At 71.5% G+C, this 383-nt stretch carries 1 protein-coding gene; it reads left to right on the forward strand.

What is annotated here, in order from left to right; genetic code table 11:
* Nucleotides 1–383: UbiD family decarboxylase domain-containing protein (locus AC1DKV_RS40585; protein ID WP_477139784.1), on the forward strand; the 383-nt coding region annotated here is incomplete at both ends.

Genomic DNA, 383 nt, shown 5'->3' on the forward strand with positions numbered 1-383 from the left:
ATGCTCCAGCGCGCCACGGAGGCYGGCARGCCRCTGCCGGTGGCGATGGTGRTCGGCGCCCATCCGCTGTTCATGCTGGCCGGCGCGGCACGCCTGCCGTACGGCGTGGACGAGCGCCACGTGGCCGGCGGGCTGTTCGGCGCGCCGCTCGAGGTGGTGCGCACGCCGCACTACGACATCGCCGTGCCGGCGCATGCCGAGATCGTGCTGGAAGGGGTGATCGACCCGGCGGCGCGCGTGGAGGAAGGGCCGTTCGGCGAGTTCACCGGCTATTCGTCCGATCGCTCCACCAACAACCTGCTGCGCGTGGAGACGGTGATGCGCCGCCGCGATGCGTGGCTGGTCGATGTGGTCGGCGGCAATTCGGCCGAGCACCTGAACCT

Source organism: Cupriavidus sp. 05T41 (assembly GCF_056396525.1).